This window comes from Vibrio sp. MOR3, assembly GCF_001557775.1.
Classification (GTDB): domain Bacteria; phylum Pseudomonadota; class Gammaproteobacteria; order Enterobacterales; family Vibrionaceae; genus Vibrio; species Vibrio jasicida.
In genome coordinates, this window is sequence record NZ_LNRD01000003.1 from 486,721 (window position 1) to 506,655 (window position 19,935).

Consider the following 19,935-nt stretch of genomic DNA (forward strand, 5'->3'; position numbering starts at 1 on the left):
TTAACCCCTCGCATTCGATGAGCGTGACAACTCATCTTTTTGTTGAGGCTGACCGTGTGATTCGCCGAGCGTCACACACACGATACCGACCACTGCCAACGCCAAACCAAGCAACTGCTGCGCGCTTAAGTTGGCATCAAATAAAACGATAGAAACTAGGGTAATCAAGGCGATACCCAAGCCTTCCCACGTTGCGTACGCGACACCGATAGAGATTTTCTTTGCTGCTTTCGACAGGAAGTAATAGGAAATGGCGATCAGAACGTACATCACCAGATAGCCTTCCCACGCATTACTTTCGCCGATATACGACATGGTGCTGGTGCCAGCAACTTCGGCAACAATGGCAAGCAATAAAAATAGACGTGCAATGAGCATGATTCATCCTCCCCAGAAATTAAAAAACTGCATAACGGAGAATGGTGAATGTCCTTTAAGAATCAGACATTCAAAGAATTGATTATATAAAAAGAGCCGCTTCTCCTGACTATTTGCAGTCAGATTAGCCCTTCTTCAGTAAAACAGACAGGTAATTGAGATATTCATTTTTGAATATCTCAAAGGACAGTTTGCTTATCCGATCACGTTAATGGCGTATTGAGGGTTTGCTGCACCACTTGGTGCAAATGGCGATGCAATGGGTGGTTGCGATAAGTTTGTAAATACCCCCCCGAAACAACAAATTGGCTGAACTCTCGGTTGACCATTGGCATTGGGTAAGACGCAAGTTCGTGCATCAAGTGCGCGGTACTTTGGCTAGCATACATGATGGCATCGGTCTCAAGCAGCATTTGGCAAGCGACGCGCAAGTTGTAGGATTTAAGTAGTACGACAGGCTCGTAACCCATACGGCGATACTCAGATTCAACTGTACAAAGTGGATTGTAAGACGCAGGAGCAGGCAGAGAGACCAGTGGCAATTCCGACACCGTATCCCAGTCATTGCTGATTTGAGATAAGGTTGGATGGTCTTTACGAGCCAAAATCACCCGTTTTTCGACAAACAATGGACGCATGTAGATGTCTTTCGACAACTCAGTTTCTTGGTCGAGAATACAGTAGTCATGCTCACCCTCTAACATCTCGTCTTGGGAATAGATGTTCCAACTTGAGAAGACAAATGAAGCTTGAGGAAAGGCTTGATGGCAACCGCGCAATAAACGCTGACCTTGCTCATCCATCAAATAGGGGTCGGTCACAATCGCAATCTGACCTTGGTATTCGAGCGGGTCAAAGTCCGAAAACTCCTGGACCACTTTTTCTAGCGGCGACAGCATGTTATCAAACTCCGCAGCTAAGCGAATTGCCATTGGGGATGGCTCCACCCCGTGCGCTTTACGCACAAACAATGGATCATCAAACACGTCTTTCAGCTTCATCACACCACGGCTGGCACTGGGTTGCGAAATACCAAGCTGCATCGCCGCCAACTTGATGCTGCGGTTATCCACCACGGCTTTGAGTAAGCGCATTAAATTGAGGTCTAGCGCATCAAGTTGATGTGGCATAACGGCACCCTAGTGATGAAACTGAAATAATGGCGGACTAAACGCTCTCGCCTGCGGTAATTCGGTAACCCATATCGACCATTTTGTCTTCTTGAGCTTCCCCTTTTAGACGCGCAATCAACAACTCTGCACTCTTTTCACCAATTTCAAAACGCGGCGTATCCACGCTGGTCAGTTTTGGACTGATGCTTTGACCAATGTCTAAAGCGTTGTAGCCAACGACCGCAAGTTGTTCTGGCACTTTGATGCCACGTTGTTGAGCACTTAACAAGGTACCAATAGCAATATCATCGTTGGTACAGAAAACGCCATCAAGATCAGGGTAAGTTGCAAGTGCACGCTCTAATAAATCATGCGCCAGCGAAAAGCTTGAGTGATCACCCGTTAGGACGTGTTTTGGCTCCAAACCCGCTTCAGTCATTGCGCGGTCATAGCCCTGCATACGCAATTTTGTTCGCGTATCCAAGCGAGCGCCGAAGTAAACGATGGTGCGCTTGCCAGATTCCAACATACGCTTTACGACGCTATAAGAGGCATCTTCGTGATCCATGCCGACCGCCATATCAATCGGCTGCTCTGGCAGTTCCATGGTTTCGACCACGGGCACACCGGCGTTCTTGATCATCTGTAAAGTGCGTTGGGTATGGTGGCTTTCGGTTAGGATTAAGCCATCAACTTGGTAAGAAAGCAGCGACGCGATTTTGCGTTCTTCTTCCAATTCGTCATAACTAAAGTGTGCGAGCAGTGTTTCGTAACCATTAGCTTTAGTGACCGTTTCAATGCCCTGAACAAAAGAAGCAAAAATTTGGTTGGACAGTGAAGGCAGTAAGATACCAATCGCTTTACTGGAAGACTTAGATAACATCGCCGGAGCACGGTTTTCGATATAGCCCATCTCTTCAATCGCTGCGGCGATCTTTACTCGAGTCTTTTCTGCCACAGACTCCGGATTACGCATATAACGCGATACCGTCATCTTAGTTACGCCAACTTTGTCTGCGACATCCTGCAATGTCGTTCGTGATTTTTTATTATGTTGAGCCATAAATATCTAATTTATCAGTAATGTTACTAGTAACATTATGACCAATACGCCCGCTCGCGACAAGCCAAGTAGAGATTATTCACCATATAATCAACAAAATCATAAGCTTAATAAAAACACAGTAACCAAATTGCGCTCTCATAATTGTGATTCAAAGCCGAATAAATAAATGACATTAATATTAAGTTTCTTATAAACTGCCGTACCTAAAAAAATAAGATAAAAAGTATAGTGCAGTTAGGCTCCAGCAAAACCCAGATTTACTATCACCTGCTTGATCTGGACGACTCTCAACAACAGCAATACCTGGCAACATTGCAGAAGAGTCAACCTGAGCTTTACCTCCAAATCGCCCCTCTTTTGGCTATCGACCAACAACAGGAACAACTCACTCAGTTGCTCGGTTTTTGCGCGCATCAGGCCACGAACCATGAAGTCGATCTAAGTGGAGAAGTGATCAGTAAATATCGCCTTACCCATGAATTAGGTCGTGGTGGCATGGGAGTAGTCTACGCGGCACAGCGCGCTGATGAGACGTTTGAGCAAGACCTTGCAATCAAGTTTATCCAAAGCAATTTGAGTCAGGTTTTAGGACAACGAGCATTGTTTGATGAAGCGCAGTTGCTGGCTCGCTTGAATCATCCATACATTGCCAAAGTGTTCGATGGCGGTCTACACGATGATTCGGTTTACATCGTGATGGAACGAGTTTTTGGCCAAACCCTGGACGCTTACCTTTCGTTACTGCCAATGGAAGACGACGATAAGTTACTGCTGTTCAAGCAGATCTGTGAGGCCATGGAACACGCCCACCAGCATCAGGTCTTGCATGCGGATCTCAAACCGGAAAACATTCTGATTGATCGCAACAAGCGGCCAAAACTGCTCGATTTTAACCTAACACAAAAAGCGCAGTCGAATTCTGAAGAATCGCATTCAGGCTTAATCGCCTTTAGTGAACATTACGCCAGCCCCGAACAACAAAAAGGCCAGTTCTTAACGGAGCAAAGTGATGTGTATTCACTGGGTAAGATTCTGGCGCTGATGTTTCCAAACCCACCAGTTTGGTCTGATGTGTATTGGGTGATCCGTCGAGCAACTCGCTCTATAGCAAAGCAACGCTACCGCAATGTGCGCACCTTACGGTTAGATATTGAGAACATTCTTGAGCACCGTCCAATCGAACAAAAGAAGCACTGGCCTCTGTACAGCATACTTCGTCTAGTACAGCGCCGACCGCTGCCATCGGTATTGTCCGCAATCTTAGTGTTGTCAGGTTTGCTGTTTAGTAACACTTTGATTCAAAAGAACATCCAACTGCAACAAGAGAAGAAGATTGCAGAAGACATCATGTACGAAGTAACACGCCTTGTCTTCCATGCCAAGGGGCAAAATGTCGAGCATATGTCCGTCAGTGCCATGATGGAGCTGACACGTAGACGGATTCTGTCTAATCCAGATATCCCCAAACACATAAAACAAAAAATGTTATTGGCGATGATGACACCGGTGCCAGAGAAGCACCTAACAAACGCAATAAGTTGTCAGCCAAATTGTGCACCTGATATTCGCACTAAACAGAAAGGCTAAAACACAAAAAGGCTTAAACACAAAGATGTACACACGTTCCATGGCGATTTGGCTATCCGCTTTAGCGATGGCCCCAGCTTGGGCGAACATGACTTCTGCACCCGAGGTGTCAGAAGCAGTCACGCCTACCATCAAGCAAGGTTTTTTCATCGACTCTCCGGTGACGGGACTGTATTACAAAACGACCTCCAACCTTTCTGGTTTTACGCAGAAAGGTGCATTTGATTATCATCCAGGCGATGTCATCAGCTTTTTCCTCGGTAATGACGACAAAGGCTATCTACTGACGACTATGTCCAGCCAAGAAGTCTTGACTCCAACCATGGCAACCACCAAGCCAAGTCGCAGTATCAATATGACCCGCTTGTTGCTTTCTCTCGATAGCACACCAGAAAATCGTCAAGAGATTGTGTTAGCCAACAAGGTTCTCTCTGACCCAGCCTTCCAAGCGCAACTCAAACGCCTCGATCTCAATGTCATTGATAATGCCAAACATCAGCTCAACTTAGATTGGGTTTCGGTAGAAGAAGCGGTGGAGCATCTCAATGAAAGCCAAACCTATATTGAGAAAAACTTTGCTTCGAATGAAATCATCTTTGAGCCCAAAAACGTGCGCTTTAAGAACATCATCATCAAGAAAAAGGACTGGCAAGGCCGCGCTTGTGCATTTGATATTCGTTACCAACATCATCCACGTTATCGCCCACCGATTGGCGAGGTTAACTTCACCATTACCGAAACGTCTCTTATTCAGCATCCAAGCATTGGTGATTACTTCCAAGGTTGTTTCTTAGCACGTAACCACAGCATAACCGAAGACATTGTCGAGCCTATCGAAAAGTTTTCTGAATGGGAGAGCTTGGTTGGCTGTTCCGATACCGGCTGCACACGTAACGATCTCAACGGTTTCTCACTGGAAGACTACGACGATGAAGGCGATTGGAAATATCGTTCTGTTGCCCTCAACTTTGACCCAAGCACCCGACTTTTGATGGAAAAAGTGCAAGGGTTAGGTCAAAACGAGCACATCCAGCACCAAAACCGTACTGAAATGCTATGGTTCACCTACCCCGATTCCATCGATAGCCAAATTGCCTACCAAGGTGTGTGGCAACAAACCCAGTACCTACGTGATTCAATGAAACAATCTTGTTTGTTGATGCGTTACAACCAAGTATTGCGTCTACCTGTTGATGCCATCACCTGCCCTACCGACACCCGCTTATATACCCAAGATGTCACCAACGACTATTTGGATATGTGGTGGGTCAACAACGATGAGCCGAGCGCAGAACTAGCGCAGATGAATGTGATGGTACGTTGGTCACCAACCCCTTCTGAAATCAACTACACCACGTGGGAATACCTGCCAGCAGGCAAAACGTGGGAACAAGGTATTTTGTATCGCTACCAGCAAGACATCAGTCGTAACCGTGATGGCTCTGACCGTATTGAAACCCACACCATCTCTGAGTTTGTAAAAGTAAGTGAGGACGTATAACCATGGCTTCCAATTCCACCCTGACGCAAATCATTCAGCAATGGCAAGCTGGTAACAAACAAGCGGAAAGTGAGTTATACCAATTCGCTTATCTTCAATTGCGTAAAATTGCTCAGCAAGAGCGCGAGCGCAATGCCGAAAAATACGGCACCGACAATAAGGTACTGGCAGACAGCGTGAACAGCACCACGGCACTAATCCATGACGCCTACTTAAAGATGTCTAGTTGCGACATGAGTGAGATTGAAACCAAGCGCGATTTCTTCTTGATGGCCGCCAAGGTAATGCGCCAGATTTTGATCGACAATGCACGTGCTCATCAAGCGCAGAAGCGCCAACACATCACCTTGATGAAAGAGGAAGAAGATCGCTTCGAGCAACTCATCATCATGGACAAAGCGCTCGACAACTTTAGTGTACGCTATCCGCGCCAATCTAACGCATTAAAGCTCAAGTATCTGATGGGCATGAAAAACCAAGAGATCTGTGAACTGCTCGAATGCAGCGCCAGTTTGATTGAAAAAGACCTTAAGTTCTCGCGCAGCTGGCTGCAATCTAGAATGGCGCACGCGTAATATCATGACGAAAAAATACTGGATTGCAGGCGCACTGGGTGTTTGCTTAATGGCAAGCTACTGGCTTTCAGACGAACAAGCAGCCGCTGCGGCTGCCAATATAGAGCCAGCACAAAATGGCCTAGATAAGAGAAAAACGTCCCAAGGTGAGCGCACTTCGTTGATTGAAGTAAAGCAAGCCTTAACCTCATCAGTCTTGGAACGAAACAACGAACTTGCCTTTGAAAAAGCACTCGAATCTGCGTTATCAGAGCAACCTGAACAGGTTCAAGATGCTTTTGGATCATCGGTGGTCAATTACTCCGGAGACCTGACTCAAACTTACATCAGTAGCAACCAAAATAACGATGCGACAAACAACGGCAAACCGATCATTAACCTTGCCGTGGAACAACAACTACAAACGATCATCTTTGGTTGGGAGCTTACACAAAACAACCCCATCAACTACTCGCTAGGGTTAGATCAGCTATTTGAAGATCCGGAAGGTGACCTGCTCACAACTCGTATTTGGCTAGAAAATGCCAACGGGTTAAGTGTGCTCAATCAGGGGCAAATCATGCTTCAAGGTGCGCCACAAGCCTTCGACCAAACCACCTTCTTGGCTGTATCTGCACGAGATGACCACCATGGCTCGGAAGATCATGCTTGGGTTACCACACGTTTTGAACTGCCAGCGGTGATTGAAGAACAAAATAACACTGAGCACCCCCTCATTGATGGCATTGTCTATCGTCTTGAATCCACAACTTTGCTTGGTGGGAAAAAATTCGAGTATGAAGTCGTGTATTGCGAGGCATTTCAGTTTATCGATGACGACGTTTTTTATGCCGCAGCCAACAACAAAACTCGTTGCCCAGAAGAGAATGAACTAAAGAAAGTGGGCAGCTATCAGATCAGCGATGATTCACTGATTGTGCAAACCGACAGAACGCAACAAATATGGACCACCAAAAAGGTCTATACCTCGCGTGTGCATAAAGAAACCGAAAACTACTTTATTACTGTCTTCGACAATAATCGTTTCGAAAGCTACACCATGCAGAAAAACAAACGTTCGATGGAAGAACGTTTGAACGTCAATACTGGAAAGGATCTTGAGCACTTCACACTGTTTGATTTGCTCATCCCGACTGAAGGGGGTTATCGCCATACACTCGCCAACAACTACATTTTTGATAGACGGTTTGCTCAAGGTGATGAGTATTACGATGGTTTCGACTCCGACCTCAACATAAGTGCACCCAATAGCGACTTCTTCAGTCATGAAATGTGCCTATTTTGGGACGCTTCAATTGTTGCGGGCGAAGGCATGTTCAATGATATCGTGTCTTATTCCAACAACACCCATTGTGCCACTGCACCAATACCGTCCGCGTATGCCTTTGTTTACTTCAACAATGATTACCATGCCAATGACGTCTTTCTTCATGGGGAAGCTTACAGCTATATTTTACGTCCCTTACCTAAGTACGCCAGTGAAGTTGAAGAACTTAAGCTCAATATGATTTATCACGATCCTCTTGGTACGAAAACCACTCAAAAATTAACTAAAAACTCAAAATAAGTCGTTGTATTCCATAATCAGCACCACTATTGATAATTTAAACAACTAATCTACTCAACAAAAAAATATTCAAAGTTTTTTTACGGTTTTTTTGCGGTTTTTCGTATCTTGAAGCTGCTTCCAAAATCGATCCAAAATGCGCAGCTTTTCCAATCTCACTAGTGAGATTTGGAGATAAAACAATAAAAAGCGACTTTCTCATTCGGAAACGAAACAAGGATTAAAAACAATGAATAAGGTGAGTTTACTAGCAGCGTCAGTGGCTATCGCGCTAACAGGTTGTGGTGGTTCAGATAGTAGTTCAAACGGTGGTAATTCTGGTGTAGTGATCACAGGCTTTGATGGTTACTTCAAAGAAGCAGTCGTTTTTGAAGATGTAAACAACAATGGAAAGCTAGATAGCAACGACCCAATTATTGGTCTAACCAATGATGAGGGTAAGGTGACGCTAACAGACAAACAATACTCTGCTGAAAAGAATCTTGCGATTCAAACCATTGTTCCGGGTGGTACTGTTCAAGCTGAACTGATTGCTCGCGATCCACAACTTTTTGCTGGTACATACACGGTTGATATGGACAACCCAACCCAAGCTATGGCTCATGAGGTTGTATTCCGTACACTTCCGGGTGAGAAAGTTATCTCTCCGCTGACTGACCTTGTTGCAATCCAAGCTGGCGCTAACCCAACACCAGAAAAAATCCAAGCAGCGAAAGACAAAGTAAATGAGACATTAGGTATCGAAGGTGATACGGCATTTACTGATGTCATCGCCGCTAATAATACCGCTTTACATAAAACGGCTCAGATTCTAACCGAGTCTAAAGCACAAGCAAAAGACAGCTACTCTGCAGAAATCGTTATTGCTATTGCGGATAAAGCAACTGACGTCGTGAACGATAAAAACAACGTAGACAAACTAGACGATCCAAACTTCAAACCAGTTATTGAAGTCAACAATGGCGTAGTGAGCGAACCAGTTATCAACAGCAAGTTATTTGCAAATGAGAGCGTTGTAAAAGCTATCAATACAAAACTGACACCTCTTGAAAGCCACTCAATCAATCTAGAGCTACCTCTCGCTATTGGTGAACTTGCTCTTTTTGAAGATGACGACAACGAAAACATCGACATCACAGTAAGTGTCATCACACTTGATGGTTCTGTAGTCAAAAAACTAACAACAACGGCTATCAATGGTGGCAAGTTGACGATTTCAGGTGAGCTGACTCCAGTTCGTCCTGCTTACCAAATCAAGCTAACGGCAACTGACTACAACTCACAAGAGCAAGATAAGTCCTTTGGTGCTGTAACAACCGCTTTCGACCTACACGTAAACGTTGAAAACCCAGCACCAACAATCAACAAAGAAGCCGCTGACACAATCGAAAAATGGATTGACAGTATTGAGCTATACCAAGGTGTTGAAGTTCAGAATGAACAATTCCGTGTTGACAACTTGTTCTTTGACGGCGAAAAGCTTGCATTTGAAGCATACACATCTGTTGATGGCTTAATGCTTGAGCTTGTAGAAACACAAGGCTTAACTGAGCTGAAGATCACAGGTAAGCCGTCTCGCGTTTACTCTGAAGGTCAAACAATCACGATCTCTGCATTTGACGGTATCAATACAACTTACAAAGTCTTCGAGCTAGATGACATTGAAAAACAACCTGAAGCATCGATTGAAATTGATCGCGGTGATCTTGCAGAACTTCAACAAGAAATAACAGTACAGCTAACAGCACTAAAAGTTGGTGAAGCTATTGATGCAGATTTCAATATTACTGAAGTCTTTGAAGCTCAGCACACGTCAGGTGCAATCGAATACTACGCTGGAACAGAAGAAGATGAGTACGCAACAACCGTTCCGGGTCTAAAAGTCGATATTGATAACAACGGCACACTGACTGTTTCTGGCACACCAACTAGTGCAACGAAAAACGGTTCATTCGTGATTGCAGCAGGTGTAAACCCAGATGCTGACGATGCCGTAATTTCTGAATACGTAACGATCACACTGCCAAACGTTCAACCAGCTAATGACGTAACTCCTCCTCCTGCGGGACATCCGTTAGAAGGTAAGTTCCTACATTTCGTAGAAATTGGTCACAATGGCACCAACTTCGCTAAAGCATGGTGTGATTCAATCTACCTAGATGCGAACACGAAAACGATGTACTGGAACGATCGAGATAGCGACAACCTATCAACTTGTGACACAGACATGTCAGAGTTTACAGAAGGTGTTCCATACACAATCGTTGATGGCAAAATTATCTCCCAAGAAGATGGTATGAAAATGACATTGGATGACATCAAACAGCACTCTTTTGATGACGACGAGCATTTCCTCGTGTCATTCACAGATGAAGAAGGCGATGAGAAATCTACCGAGCTGTATTCTTACCACACAAATGCTCAATATGTAGAAGAAGCGCTTAACAACGACGTTAGCGAATCTCAAGAAGATGCTAATTGGGTAGACCGTGAAACATTCATTGCGATGCCATCTGAAGAAGGCGCAAATGATATTGTGGTAACTGAACTGAAAGTTTCTGGCATCGTTCAACAATTTGATTACCAAGGCAGTCCATACACTTCAGCTTCAATCTATGGTCGTAATGCAAAAACTTGTGAAATCCTAAAAGATATCTATCTCGACTACGGTAGTATCCAAGTCCACGGTGACAACTACAGTGCTAACAACTACTTCAGCAGCCAACCACAATATAGAGATGCTGAAGGCTCTTGTTACATCGACTTAATGCCTTTCGATCAATCAGTTGCGATTCCAGAGGGGCTTTACACTATCGAAGCGACCCCAGAGCGTACCGACGAAGCAGAACGCATTATCTTTAGTTTTGAAAAGTGATAACTAGAGGCTCATAAATACAAAGCCCCGCTCAAGCGGGGCTCTTTTGTATCAGTTTAACTATTTCACACAAACCACATTCAGCAACGAGGTGCCTGTTAACTGATTGGGCTCTCGGTCAGCAAATAGCCCCTTCTTATCTTTACCCCAGTACGGCAATTGTAATGGCCAATTATTTTTTTCCATCACACCAGAGCCACGCAACGTTTTAAACTCAGGCGCGCTCGCCAAGTTCATTCCCAATTGCTGACACACTTGCTTCGAACTCGCGTAATTTAAGCGATTCCACGGTTTGCCATGTTCCATGTAGAACTGGTTGTTATTCTCGACCAAGTACGGCACCACAAACGTCTTACCTTGTAAGATAGTTTTCAAACGAACCTGAACGTTCTTACTGTTGATCGCAGGTTGAGCAGGCTTAGTCATTTTGGCAGGCTTTTCGGCAACTTGGGTCGCCGAAGTTTGCTTAACAGTTTGTTTTGCGGGTGCCTCTTTGGCCTGAAATGCCCCTGTATCAGGTCGAGAGGCGGCCACTGGCTCGACTGGTTTTGGTTTCGAAACTGGCTTGGGCATTGGCTTAGTTTGCTTCACTGGCTCTGATGTACCTTTGCCAACCACACGAATAAAGGCTTCTTTGTATGTCGACAAGGTTTTGACTCGCTGTAAGTCCTGCGAGGCTTTAGCAAATTCAGTATAAGGACCAATAAGACATCGGTAGCCTTTTTGCTCCGGCTTCATCCAAACATCGGTGGTGATTTTGCCGTAGATCGGCTTGGCTTTGGCTAAAGACATCGGTTTTGGCAACAAGCCACATTGAATCCAGAAGAAATCATTGCCTCCCTGCGGCACTTTCTTTCCCCATACCCCTTTCCCGATCGGACAAGATTGCTCAAGTACTGGCAGTTCTTTGTTACTCGCTTGAGAGGCTTGGCAAAGAAAACCTTCCGCGAATACCGGTGTCGAAAATTGGGTGCACGCCAACAGCAATCCAAGGCTCAAGCCGGATTGGACGATACGAGAGGAATGTTGTGCCTTCTTCATTTCCATACGCTTCACTCTGAACAGTAGGTGATGAAATTATCGCGACAAAGCGTCAATAAAACATGAATAAAAAGTGATAAGCAAAAAAAGAGCCGGAATTGCATCCGGCTCTCAGTTTAGAAAGAATTTTATGAAATAGGCAACGTATAGGTGCGTATTTTAGTGATTAACCCTTGTAGATTTTCGGGTTGAACACGTCACGTAGCCAGTCGCCAAGTAGGTTAATCACCAATACCAGTGTCACGAGTACGATACCTGGGAAGGCGGTAATCCACCATGCACCAGAGAAGATGTAGTTAAAGCCGATGCTGATTAGCGCGCCTAGAGACGGCTGGTCCACAGGAAGACCTAAGCCTAGGAATGACAGTGCCGCTTCCGACATGATTGCGTTCGCAACCTGTACTGTCGAGATAACTAGGATTGGTGATAGACAGTTCGGCAGAATGTGACGGAACATGATGCGAGGTGCTTTAAAGCCCATCACACGCGCCGCTTCGACGTATTCTTTCTTCTTCTCTGCCAATACCGAGGCGCGAATGGTACGTGCGTATTGCGGCCATTCTGCCACACCGATGATCACCACCAGCATGACTACCGCATATTGGCTGTAGAAGTCACTGCCAAAGCTGGCTTTAAAGATTGCCGAGACGATGATCGCCACCATCATGGTCGAGAACGATAACTGTACGTCTGCAAAGCGCATCAAGAAGCTATCGATACGACCGCCGAAGTAACCCGCCGACAAACCAATAATGATACCCAGTACCAACTGAAGACCAACCGCAAGGAAACCGATGGTCAAAGACAGGCGAGAGCCGTAAAGAATGGTCGATAAAATATCGCGGCCTTGCTCATCAGTACCTAACACAAAACGCTCATCGCCATCTTCCATCCAAGAAGGCGGCAATTCCGAGTCCATGATGTCGATAGACGTGAGATCATAAGGGTCTGTCGGTGCCAGTACAGGGGCAGCAATCGCCAACACCAAAAACACCATAAAGACAGTGAAACTGGCCATCGCGACTTTATCGCGCTTAAAGTAGTACAAGAAATCCGAGTTTTTAAAACGTTGCCACGCAGAAGGTACTGCTTCAGGAGCGGCCGTTACATTTGATTGGCTCATGATTAAGCTCCTTTTCCAGTTAGGTTCACTGTTGGGTTGATGATGCCGTACAGCAAATCAACAATGGTATTGGTTACCACGAAAATCAGACCAACAAAGATAACGTAGGCAGTGATCAGCGGTGTATCTACACGGTTGATTGCCTCAAGGAAAAGAAAGCCCGTACCCGGCCACTGGAACACGGTTTCAGTAAGAATGGTGTAAGCCACCATGGTACCAATCTGCACACCACCCACCGTCAGAACAGGTAGCATGGTGTTCTTAAGTGCATGTTGGTAATAAATTTTGTTTAAGTTCAGGCCTTTTGCTTTGGCGAACTTGATGTATTCCGAGCTCAGCACTTCCAGCATTTCTGAACGAACCAAACGGATGAACAGCGGCAACATGATCGAAGCCAGTGCCACACACGGCAAAATCAAGTGCTTGATGCCATCAATGGTAAAAAAGCCAGATTCCCAGCCAAGAATATTAGCCGTTTCACCCCGCCCGTAGGAAGGCAACCAGCCCAACTCAATGGAGAATACATACATCAGCATGATCGCGGTTAAGAACACCGGAATCGAGATACCGACACTACTCATCGCCATGACAAATTTGGTAAAGATGCTCTTCGGATGAATCGCGGAGTACACCCCAAGAGGAATTGAGAGAAGAATGATAATGAGCGTCGCACCAAACACGAGCTCTAGCGTCGCCACCAGTTTATCGAGAATGACCTCAACCGCAGGTCGCTTGAAGAAGTAAGATGTACCTAAATCACCTTGTAGCGCATTGCCCACAAAGCGAGTGTACTTTGTGATAAAGGGATCGTTCAGGCCCAGTTCGTCACGCAGCGCTTGACGCTCCGCTTCTGAAACCGACTGACCTACAAGCTCACGCAGCGGGTCACCCAGGTTGTCCTGAATGGCAAACGCCACCAAACTGATCACAAACATCACTATCAGTGCCTGAAACAGGCGCTTGACCAGAAACGAAAACATTCCTTGCCCCTTAACTATCCATAGATCTCTATTCAGAGAAAAAATTCAGTCTGTAAAACCAACTCAGTCCGACTGAAACAAAACTGAGTCGAGTGCTTTAAGTTGAGGAGGGACATCCATCCCTCCTCAAAATCGACTAACCGTGATTATTCAACCACTAGGTCACCGAAGTAAGGCATTACCATTGGGTTAACGATGTCTGCCGCTTTCACGTTAGACTTCGCGCCCCACGCTTCACTTTGCCAGTGTAGCGGTACGAATGCTGCGTCGTTGTATAGTGTTGCTTCTACGCCTTTCAGCATTTCTGCACGTTTCGCAGGATCCGTTTCTACGTTCGCAGCTTCAACTACTTTGTCCATTTCTGGGTTTGAGTAGTAACCACAGTTGTACTGACCACGACCAGTATCTTCGTTACGAGTCATGGTTAGGAACTCGTTGAAGTTTGCTGAATCTTCCGTATCTGAGTGCCAACCGATCATCAGCATGTCTGCCGCACACTTGTCGAACTCTGGCCAGTATTGCGCTTTTGGCATGGTCTTTAGATCAACTTTGATGCCGATCTTAGACAGCATTGCCGCCGCCGCTTGCGCTACTTTCGCATCGTTCACGTAACGGTTGTTCGGTGCGATCATCGTCAGCGTTAGGCCATCTTCGTAGCCTGCTTCTTTCATCAGTTCTTTCGCTTTCTTCAGATCGTAGCGAGGAACCAGTTTGTCATCGTGACCTACGTAACCTGCCGGGCTTTGCTGACCAGCTGCCGTTGCGAAGCCTTTCATGATTTTCTTCACGATGCCTTCGTTATTGATTGCGTGAACAATCGCTTGGCGAACGCGAACGTCTTTCAGTGCTTCGTTGCTGTTTTGGTTTAGTTGGAACGTGATGATACGAGTACCAGGTAGCGTTACTAGATCGATGCCGTCTGCATCTTTCACACGTTTGTGATCGTTTGGCGCAACAGGGTGAATCATGTCAACGCCGCCAGAAAGTAGCGCAGCTACACGAGTTGCGTCCTCTTTGATTGGTACAAGCGTTAGCTTATCAACGTTACCTTTCGACTCTTTGTCCCAGTAATCTTTAAAGCGTTCGAATTCCACTTTTACGCCCTGCTCACGAGAAGTCACAATGAATGGACCCGTGCCAGATACGTTAGTCGATGCAAATGAGTTACCGTGCTTCACTAGCTCAGACTTGTCTTTGCCGTCTTTTGTCTTACCAGAGTAGAACTTGCTGTCCATTGGGAAGATGTAAGTCGCCGTTTGCAGCACAAGTGGGTAAGGACCTTTAGTCACTAGATCCACTGTGTAGTCGTCAACCTTCACGATTTTTTCGTACGGGTCGAAGATAGCTTTGAAATCTGGAGAGCTTTGTAGACGTTCGAAAGTCCATACTACGTCGTCCGCCGTCATGTCATTACCAGAGTGGAACTTAACACCTTGGCGTAGCTTGAAACGTACCGTTGTATCGTTCACACGTTCCCAGCTTTCTGCTAGACGAGGTTCAAAGTCCATGTCTTGTGTGAAACGAACTAGTGGATCAAATACCATGTGTGACATTTGCAGCGTACCGCCTGATAGCTGCTCATGCGGATCTAGCGATACTGGGTCAGCTGCGTAGCCAACTTTGATATCTGCTGCCATTGCGTTAAAGCTTAGGCCCGCTGCCATTAGCGCCACTGCTAATTTGCTTTTCATGGTTTTCATTTGCATAACTCCTTCATGCGGGAATTCGAATCCCTTGTTGTGTTTGCGTCTTTGTTATGACTAAGGTTTGTTGACCTTGATGGTCAGCCAAGCGAAAAACTTGGTTTATGCCGTTTTGATTTCTTCTCTCAAACCTGTGAATTCAGGCATCAGAGAAATCAGTTTCTTGCTGTATTCATGCTGAGGAGCGGTAAATAGCTGCTCAGTTGGCGCCACTTCCAGTAGCGTACCCATCTGCATCACACCCACTCGGTCACACATTTGGCGAATAACCGGTAAGTCGTGGCTGATAAACAGCATGGTGAGGTTGAGCTCACTTTGCAGATCTTTTAGCAAGTTCAGAATTTGTGCCTGTACCGATACATCCAACGCTGATGTCGGTTCGTCACAAATCAGTAGTCGAGGACGGGTCGCCAGTGCACGCGCAATAGAAATACGCTGACGCTGACCACCGGAGAATTCATGAGGGTATTTGACGCCCGCCATTTTGCCCAAACCTACGTGATCAAGCAGGTCATTCACAATCTGACGCGTTTCCGCTTCATTCTTAGTGAGCTTATGGAAACGAATTGGCTCCGCGATGATGTCAAAAATCTTCATACGCGGGTTCATTGAAGTGTATGGGTTTTGGAAGACCATTTGCATTTGACGACGCAGCGGACGACGCGCTTTTTCTGATTTCAGTGCCGTTAGGTCAATGCCTTCAAAGCTTACTTGGCCTGAGTTTGGTTCATACAAGCCAGCAATTACACGTGCGATGGTCGATTTACCTGAGCCAGATTCACCCACCAAGCCAAACGTCTCACCTTCGTGCACTTCAAAGCTAACATTGTTTGAAGCCTGTACGTATTCACGGCGGCTTTCAAACAACGAATCTTTGGTCACGAAGCGTAGATTTACGTTCTTCACATCCAATAGAGGGCCTGTGTATTCGCGTTGGTCTTGGCTTTGGCCTAACCAGTGGTTCTTGATGTCCAGTTCTTGTAGCTCTGTTGCTTCTTCGATGTAGCTCACTAGCGGGAAGCGATCGAGTTTAATGTCAGAACGAGGAACCGCAGAAATCAAGCTGCGCGTATATGGGTGGTCAGGATCGCCCAATACCTTGGCGGTTGGACCAAACTCCACCAAATCACCGCGGTACATAACTGCAACACGGTCAGTCACGTTTGAAACCACACCCATGTCGTGCGTCACCAACATACAACCTACGTTGTTCTTGATACACAGTTCACGGATAAGGTTTAGGATTTGGTCTTGGATTGATACGTCGAGTGCCGTAGTTGGCTCATCTGCGATGATCAGTTCTGGCTCACCAGCCAGTGCGATAGCAATAACCACACGCTGGCGCATACCACCAGAGAATTGGTGTGGGTACTGTTTAAGACGGTTTTCAGGTTGCGGAATGCCAACCTGTTGCATTAAAGAAAGCGCACGTTGATACGCCTCTTCATCCGACACCTTCATGTTTGCGTGGATGGTCTCTTTCAATTGCTGCTCAACCGTAAATAGAGGGTTAAGCGAGGTCATTGGGTCTTGGAAGATAAAGCCAATCTTAGAGCCGCGAACCTTACGCATCGCTTCTGGCGTCAAACCAGAAATTTTCTCTCCATCAAGGTACACGTCACCACTGGCAACACGACCCGGAGGGCTAAGCAAATCAATAACGGCGTTACCAACGGTGGATTTACCCGCACCTGATTCGCCAACAACACCCACAATTTCGCCACGATCGATATGAAAAGAAAGCGACTTCACGGCCGCATGGACACCATGACGGGATGGATATTCTATACGAAGGTTTTTCACCTCTAATAGTGACATTTCAGACCTCTACTGCCTTGTCTGTGGTATCGAATCGCGCAATAAAAGCGCCATTCATTACCTGAATGAATCCGTTCAAATTCAGAATAATACTCTGAAATCTTAATGCGGAAACAATTTGGCAAAAATCACACAAAAAAGCAACAATTAAAGTATATTCCGCCGAAAAAACATTATTTACACGCACAATGAGCGAATAGAAATGCATTAACAAGTATTTAACCATTTTCATAACACACCATTTTTGTGCGCTACGCACCAATAAAAACAGAAAAATGCTCTAAATTCACGCATAAACTCACTATTGATAGTATCCCTATTATTCACGCACCATCATTAACATTTACCAAACAATATTCCGTTCCCATTGGGACTTTTCGACATAAAATGTTACTAACAAAATAGTCTGCATATATAAAAAGCCAAAATCCCCCTACACACATAGAGGTGAAAACGTGAGCAGATCTGCAAAACAAATGAAATCTGTCACCTAACCTTGGTTATGCGTCAGTTATGCGATTTTGTGATTAAAGTGATTTTGATGCAGTAGAAAACTCCGTATCAGCAACCTGATTAGCCCTTAAAAAGCACGTGTTGAACTGGTGATTTTGCGCTTTCCACTGTCATTTTGAGTAAGATAAGAGATAATTAAAGCCCAACGTCGAGTAGTGAATGAAGGAGCCCTTGTGCTTAAAGCGATATTTTTTGATATGGACGAGACTTTATGTGGCACATCTCAAGCCGATAAAGTGGCAGGGCAAGAGTTTGCCGATTGGATTACTCAAACTTACCCTCAGGTCGCTGACTCCACAGCCTTCGTACAGCGCTACTTGCAAGGCGTATATAAGAAGTTAAACGACGAATTCCCTCAACTTATTTCTCTTCTACCTAATGAAAATGCGTTCCGCTGCGGTTTAATCCAAACCATCTTGGCAGAACAAGGTATCGAGATCGATGCAGAACAAGCCCAGCAGGCACAAAGCTTCTTCGATTCAGCTCGCATGGGTGCTTTTACGTTCTTCCCTGGCGTGAAGGAAATGCTGACGGAGCTACGCCAACACTACAAGTTGGTGGTAATCACTAACGGCCCTATCTTCTCGCAACATCCAAAGCTCAAAGCGACACAAATGAGTAAATGGGTGGATCACATCATCGTCGGTGGCGAAGAGCCTGAAGAGAAGCCTGCTGCAAGTATCTTCCACAAAGCACTCAACCTTGTTGACGCAAAACCAGAAGAAGTGATTCATATTGGAGACTCTCTACCAGCCGATATTGCGGGTGCCAACAATATGGGCATTCCGAGTGTGTGGGTTAACGAGGCAGGCACAGCAAACCCAACCGACATCAAGCCAAACTATGAAGTGAAAGAGACCGTTGAGCTGAATGAAATTCTAAAAACGCTCGCTCAATAAAGCACTTAACTCAAGAAATACAAAGCCCCAGCCTCCGTGCTGGGGTTTCTTTTATCAGCTCAAAAAGCATTTGGATCATGGGTGGTCAAAAGCTCCCAAAGCTGTACATTTTTGGTGGAATTGAAAGCGGCGTGAGAGTTTTTGAGGATGAGAAATGTAAAAAAGCCCCAGTCTTTCGACTAAGGCTTTCAATAGCGGTCGATGAAGAGCCATATTCTAACTTCAGGCGAAGCCCACTTAGGTTCAAACCCATTGAAATACTGCCGACTATATAGTCAAAGCGAGATCATAAGCTCTAAAATGACGAAAGCCTGCTAAGAAGCAGGCTTTCTAATGGTGGTCGGTGAAGAGGGATTCGAACCCCCGACCCTCTGGTCCCAAACCAGATGCGCTACCAAGCTGCGCTATTCACCGAACTGTATTTGCTGATTCTCTCAAATCAGACAGGATACTTCAACTAAGAAGTCACCTTAAATTAATGGGGTGGCTAACGAGATTCGAACTCGCGACCACCGGAATCACAATCCAGGGCTCTACCAACTGAGCTATAGCCACCATCAATTTGTGTTGTTTACCGCTCTAGTATAGCCATAAACTAAATGATGGTCGGTGAAGAGGGATTCGAACCCCCGACCCTCTGGTCCCAAACCAGATGCGCTACCAAGCTGCGCTATTCACCGACGAATTTTGTTTCGACTCTTGGGATATTTGAATCAAAACTGGAAACTTCATCAATTAATGAGTTACCGAAATAATGGGGTGGCTAACGAGATTCGAACTCGCGACCACCGGAATCACAATCCAGGGCTCTACCAACTGAGCTATAGCCACCACTATTTTGTGCCGTTAATTTGTATTCCGGAATGGCACGCCCGAAAGGATTCGAACCTTCGACCTTTGGCTCCGGAGGCCAACGCTCTATCCAACTGAGCTACGGGCGCATGCCCCATCGGCGGAGAGGAATAATACGGATATCACACTATGCCGTCTAGTACTTTTTTTACTTTTTTTCTCGTTTGGTCTCTTTTTCGACAGTTATCTGCCTTTAAAGTGAATTTTTGATGTGATTCACGCCCTGTCATGGATAACTTGTTGTTTATTGCAACAACTTATCGGGATATAATCACCCATTATTTACATTGATTTAACAGTCGCAACCAGATTGTTCAATCACTTTAGACCGTTAGGAACGGTTTT

General features: G+C 45.6%; 14 protein-coding genes and 5 tRNA genes. 6 read left to right on the top strand and 13 right to left on the bottom strand.

Features of this window, described 5'->3' with window-relative positions:
- The 3 genes from ATB76_RS09590 to ATB76_RS09600 all read right to left on the bottom strand — a co-directional run bounded on the left by ATB76_RS09590 (nt 1) and on the right by ATB76_RS09600 (nt 2,553).
- The gene (locus tag ATB76_RS09590; RefSeq protein WP_038869949.1) at nt 1–378 is read right to left on the bottom strand and encodes an SMR family transporter; all 378 of its coding nucleotides are present in this window, start codon (nt 376–378) and stop codon (nt 1–3) included.
- 203 nt (nt 379–581) lie between these two features.
- Nucleotides 582–1,508 (bottom strand): LysR family transcriptional regulator, encoded by a 927-nt coding sequence (locus ATB76_RS09595; protein ID WP_038869947.1) that lies wholly within the window; start codon nt 1,506–1,508, stop codon nt 582–584.
- Between the two features lie 37 nt (nt 1,509–1,545).
- Nucleotides 1,546–2,553 carry a LacI family DNA-binding transcriptional regulator gene (locus ATB76_RS09600; RefSeq protein ID WP_038869946.1) on the bottom strand — a complete coding sequence of 336 codons (1,008 nt, stop codon included), beginning with the start codon at nt 2,551–2,553 and terminating at the stop codon, nt 1,546–1,548.
- A 231-nt stretch (nt 2,554–2,784) separates the two neighbouring features.
- On the opposite strand from ATB76_RS09600, the gene ATB76_RS09605 reads away from it, so the two are divergent.
- The 5 genes from ATB76_RS09605 to ATB76_RS09625 all read left to right on the top strand — a co-directional run bounded on the left by ATB76_RS09605 (nt 2,785) and on the right by ATB76_RS09625 (nt 10,661).
- Entirely contained in the window at nt 2,785–4,143 is a 1,359-nt protein-coding gene (locus ATB76_RS09605; RefSeq protein ID WP_061035076.1) for a serine/threonine-protein kinase, read from the top strand.
- A gap of 25 nt (nt 4,144–4,168) precedes the next feature.
- The gene (locus ATB76_RS09610; RefSeq protein WP_038869943.1) at nt 4,169–5,644 is read left to right on the top strand and encodes a hypothetical protein; all 1,476 of its coding nucleotides are present in this window, start codon (nt 4,169–4,171) and stop codon (nt 5,642–5,644) included.
- A gap of 2 nt (nt 5,645–5,646) precedes the next feature.
- Nucleotides 5,647–6,219, top strand: a complete 573-nt coding sequence (locus tag ATB76_RS09615; protein WP_038877068.1) for a sigma-70 family RNA polymerase sigma factor — start codon at nt 5,647–5,649, stop codon at nt 6,217–6,219.
- A 4-nt stretch (nt 6,220–6,223) separates the two neighbouring features.
- On the top strand, nt 6,224–7,786 hold the full coding sequence (locus ATB76_RS09620) for a hypothetical protein (RefSeq protein ID WP_042600469.1): 1,563 nt from the start codon (nt 6,224–6,226) through the stop codon (nt 7,784–7,786).
- A 229-nt stretch (nt 7,787–8,015) separates the two neighbouring features.
- Entirely contained in the window at nt 8,016–10,661 is a 2,646-nt protein-coding gene (locus tag ATB76_RS09625; protein ID WP_061035077.1) for a hypothetical protein, read from the top strand.
- A 60-nt stretch (nt 10,662–10,721) separates the two neighbouring features.
- Here the strand turns inward: ATB76_RS09625 and ATB76_RS09630 are convergent, their stop codons facing one another.
- The 5 genes from ATB76_RS09630 to ATB76_RS09650 all read right to left on the bottom strand — a co-directional run bounded on the left by ATB76_RS09630 (nt 10,722) and on the right by ATB76_RS09650 (nt 17,326).
- Complete coding sequence (locus ATB76_RS09630; protein ID WP_061035078.1) at nt 10,722–11,708, bottom strand: SPOR domain-containing protein; 987 nt, start codon at nt 11,706–11,708, stop codon at nt 10,722–10,724.
- A gap of 160 nt (nt 11,709–11,868) precedes the next feature.
- Entirely contained in the window at nt 11,869–12,825 is a 957-nt protein-coding gene (locus ATB76_RS09635; RefSeq protein WP_038869936.1) for an ABC transporter permease, read from the bottom strand.
- A 2-nt stretch (nt 12,826–12,827) separates the two neighbouring features.
- Nucleotides 12,828–13,805: an ABC transporter permease gene (locus ATB76_RS09640; RefSeq protein ID WP_038869935.1), complete on the bottom strand. Its 978-nt coding sequence runs from the start codon at nt 13,803–13,805 to the stop codon at nt 12,828–12,830.
- Between the two features lie 146 nt (nt 13,806–13,951).
- Nucleotides 13,952–15,505, bottom strand: a complete 1,554-nt coding sequence (locus ATB76_RS09645; RefSeq protein ID WP_061035079.1) for an ABC transporter substrate-binding protein — start codon at nt 15,503–15,505, stop codon at nt 13,952–13,954.
- A 105-nt stretch (nt 15,506–15,610) separates the two neighbouring features.
- Nucleotides 15,611–17,326, bottom strand: a complete 1,716-nt coding sequence (locus ATB76_RS09650; RefSeq protein ID WP_038869931.1) for an ABC transporter ATP-binding protein — start codon at nt 17,324–17,326, stop codon at nt 15,611–15,613.
- A gap of 686 nt (nt 17,327–18,012) precedes the next feature.
- Between ATB76_RS09650 and ATB76_RS09660 the strand changes: the two genes are divergently transcribed.
- A complete protein-coding gene (locus ATB76_RS09660; RefSeq protein WP_042600463.1) occupies nt 18,013–18,738 on the top strand; it encodes an HAD family hydrolase in 726 nt (241 codons plus the stop codon).
- Nucleotides 18,739–19,075: 337 nt separating this feature from the next.
- Here ATB76_RS09660 and ATB76_RS09670 read toward each other — a convergent pair.
- The 5 genes from ATB76_RS09670 to ATB76_RS09690 all read right to left on the bottom strand — a co-directional run bounded on the left by ATB76_RS09670 (nt 19,076) and on the right by ATB76_RS09690 (nt 19,679).
- A tRNA-Pro gene (locus ATB76_RS09670) sits at nt 19,076–19,152 on the bottom strand.
- A gap of 65 nt (nt 19,153–19,217) precedes the next feature.
- Nucleotides 19,218–19,293 (bottom strand) — tRNA-His (locus tag ATB76_RS09675).
- Nucleotides 19,294–19,341: 48 nt separating this feature from the next.
- Nucleotides 19,342–19,418 (bottom strand) — tRNA-Pro (locus ATB76_RS09680).
- Nucleotides 19,419–19,493: 75 nt separating this feature from the next.
- Nucleotides 19,494–19,569, bottom strand: a tRNA-His gene (locus ATB76_RS09685).
- 33 nt (nt 19,570–19,602) lie between these two features.
- A tRNA-Arg gene (locus tag ATB76_RS09690) sits at nt 19,603–19,679 on the bottom strand.
- Nucleotides 19,680–19,935 lie beyond the last annotated feature (256 nt).